Genomic DNA, 2,898 nt, shown 5'->3' with positions numbered 1-2,898 from the left:
TTATCTTAGTGTCAACACTCCCTAGAATCCCATCTGCACGGGCAGAAAAAATACAGGAAGGGAGGATGGTTTGCTTTCCGGCAAACCGGAATCGATCATGAAAAGAATTGGTATTTTAACAAGCGGCGGGGACTGCCCCGGACTGAACGCCACCATTCGTGGCGTTGCCAAGGCATGCTTCCAGCAGTTTGGCACGGACAAGGTAGAGATCGTGGGGATCTCCAACGGTTACTATGGCTTGATCCACAACCTGTGCCGGGATATGAATCCCTCGGATTTTTCCGGCATTCTGACCCAGGGGGGCACCATTCTGGGTACCAAGCGGCAGCCCTTCAAGATGATGACCGTCATCGGGGAGGACAACGTGGACAAGGTCAAGAATATGAAGGAGACCTACAAAAAGCAGAAGCTGGACTGCCTGCTGACCCTTGGGGGCAACGGCACCCACAAGACCTCCTACCTGCTGGCACAGGAGGGGCTGAACGTAATCGGTCTGCCCAAGACCATCGACAATGATATTTATGGCACGGATGTGACCTTCGGCTATCAGACCGCAGTGGATATTGCCACGGATGCCATTGATCGGCTGCATACCACGGCAGCAAGCCATTCCCGGATCCTGGTGTGTGAGGTCATGGGGAACAAGGCTGGCTGGCTGACCCTGAGCGCAGGCATTGCCGGCGGTGCGGATATTATCCTGATTCCGGAGATCCCCTATGACATTGAAAAGGTCTGCGAGGCACTGCTGAAGCGTGCGGCAAACGGTAAGAGCTTTTCCATTATGGCAGTGGCTGAGGGCGCATTTGACGTGGAGGAAGCCAAGCTGAAGAAAAAGCAGCGTGCTCAGAAGCGTGCAGAAGCAGGGATTCTGACTGCCACCAGCCGGATTGCGGCACAGGTGCAGGCATCCACGGGCATTGACACCCGGGTATGCGTACCGGGACATATGCTCCGGGGCGGCAGTCCCAATGCCTATGATCGTTTGCTTGCCACAAAGCTGGGTGTGCATGCGGCAAAGCTGATCGCACAGGAGCGTTATGGCCGTTCTGTTGCCATTGTTGGCGGCAAGGTGACCTCCAACAAGCTGGCGGATATCGCAGGACTGACCAAGTTTGTGGATCCCAAGGGGGAGCTGGTTATGACTGCAAAGCACATTGGCGTCTCCTTCGGGGATGAGTAATACAAAATCTGCAAAATCCGCAGGAGGCAGCTTCTGCGGATTTTCTATGGCAGCGCTGCATAAGAAATGTGCGGTGTTGCCCTGTGAAGGAAGGAGCATTGCATTGGATACATCGGCAATTATCGTTTGCGCAGGGAATGCCACCCGGATGCAGGGGGTTAACAAGATCCTGCTGCCTCTGGGGGATACCAACGTAATCGGCATGAGCATGCGTGCCTTTGAAGCATGCCCCAGTGTGGCGGAGATCATCCTGGTGTGCCGGGATTGTGACCGGCAGGAGATCGAACAGACCGCAGGACGGCTTGGCATTCAAAAACTGACCGCCATCACCATAGGGGGGCATACCCGACAGGAAAGCGTGCAGAACGGACTGCGAAAGCTGTCCAGAAGCACAGAGTATGTTGCCATTCACGATGGGGCACGGCCTTTGGTGAAGCCGGAGCAGATCGAACGAACCATTCATGATGCAAGGGTGTTCGGGGGTGCAACCCTTGGGGCACCGGTGAAGGATACTATTAAGGCAGTCAGCGATGGGCTGATTACGGATACGCCTCCCCGGCATACCCTGTATCTGACCCAGACTCCCCAGGTGTTCCGCCGCCGACTATATTTTGAAGGGGTGGATTTCGCCCTGGAGCACGGGCTGGACTTTACGGATGACTGTCAGCTGGTGGAGGCCATCGGAGGCAAAGTATACATGACGGTGGGGGATTACACCAACATCAAGATCACCACACCGGAGGATGCGGCAATCGCACAGGCAATTTTGAAACAGCAGGAGGAACAGGCATGAAACTGAGAATCGGACACGGATATGACGTACATCGGCTGTCAGAGGGGCGCAAGATGATTCTGGGCGGCGTGGAGATCCCCCACGATAAGGGCCTGCTGGGACATTCGGACGCAGACGTACTGGTGCATGCCCTGATGGACGCCATGCTGGGTGCGCTGGCACTGGGAGATATCGGGCATCTGTTTCCGGACGATGACCCCACCTACAGCGGGGCAGACAGCATGAAGCTGCTGGAATTTGTAAATGATCTGATCCGGGACAAGGGCTACCGGATCGGTAATCTGGATGCCACCATTCTGGCACAGGCGCCAAAGCTGGCACCCTTTATCCCTGCCATGCAGGAACGAATTGCAGATGTGTGCCGGATTGACCTGGAGGATGTGAGCGTGAAAGCCACCACAGAGGAAAAACTGGGCTTTACCGGCGAAAAGCTGGGGATTGCTGCCCACTGTGTGGTGCTGCTGACGGAGCTGTAAGGAGTGACGGGATCCCGGTAGCATTTTCTGTCGAAACGCATAGGATGAAGTAATGGCATTCCTGTATACAGGCATGTCAATCCTATGAGTGAGGTGATCCCTATGACCACGACCATTGCGATGCCGTCTTTGACACATGCTATGAAGGGACAGAAGGTATTACAGGCGGCAGGCTATCATACACAGGTGCACAAGACCAAGCAAGGCAATGCCCAGGGCTGCGGCTATAGCTTGCAGGTGCAGGCTGGTGCGGCTTCTGTGCTGCGGCTGCTGGAGCAAAGCGCTGTGCCATTTCTCAGTTATACGGAGGAGTAGGTATGGCGCAGCCGGTCAATTTTGATAATGCGGCAACCACCTTTCCCAAGCCTCCGGAGGTGTATGCTGCGGTCAGCTATGCGCTGGAAAAGCAGGGAGGCAATCCGGGCAGGGGCGGTCATCCCTTGTCCATG

4 protein-coding genes and 1 pseudogene are annotated in these 2,898 nt (G+C 55.5%); all 5 read left to right on the top strand.

Features of this window, described 5'->3' with window-relative positions:
• The first annotated feature begins 94 nt into the window (after nt 1–94).
• Nucleotides 95–1,180, top strand: coding sequence for a 6-phosphofructokinase (locus QVO51_RS01950; protein WP_041326679.1), 1,086 nt, complete (start codon nt 95–97; stop codon nt 1,178–1,180).
• A 103-nt stretch (nt 1,181–1,283) separates the two neighbouring features.
• Nucleotides 1,284–1,973 (top strand): 2-C-methyl-D-erythritol 4-phosphate cytidylyltransferase, encoded by a 690-nt coding sequence (gene ispD / locus QVO51_RS01945; protein WP_022357012.1) that lies wholly within the window; start codon nt 1,284–1,286, stop codon nt 1,971–1,973.
• On the top strand, nt 1,970–2,449 hold the full coding sequence (gene ispF, locus QVO51_RS01940; protein WP_022357011.1) for a 2-C-methyl-D-erythritol 2,4-cyclodiphosphate synthase: 480 nt from the start codon (nt 1,970–1,972) through the stop codon (nt 2,447–2,449). Before ispD ends, ispF begins: the two co-directional genes overlap by 4 nt.
• Nucleotides 2,450–2,533: 84 nt before the next feature.
• The gene (locus QVO51_RS01935) at nt 2,534–2,764 is read left to right on the top strand and encodes a putative Se/S carrier-like protein (protein WP_081460017.1); all 231 of its coding nucleotides are present in this window, start codon (nt 2,534–2,536) and stop codon (nt 2,762–2,764) included.
• A 2-nt stretch (nt 2,765–2,766) separates the two neighbouring features.
• Nucleotides 2,767–2,898: pseudogene (locus QVO51_RS01930) on the top strand (aminotransferase class V-fold PLP-dependent enzyme); the annotation flags it as partial.

Origin of the sequence: Ruminococcus sp. CAG:379, assembly GCF_000434255.1 — a bacterium.
Classification (GTDB): domain Bacteria; phylum Bacillota; class Clostridia; order Oscillospirales; family Ruminococcaceae; genus Ruminococcus_F; species Ruminococcus_F champanellensis.
Note: the sequence above shows the minus strand (reverse complement) of the source record. Positions and strands in the feature narration are given on the sequence as shown.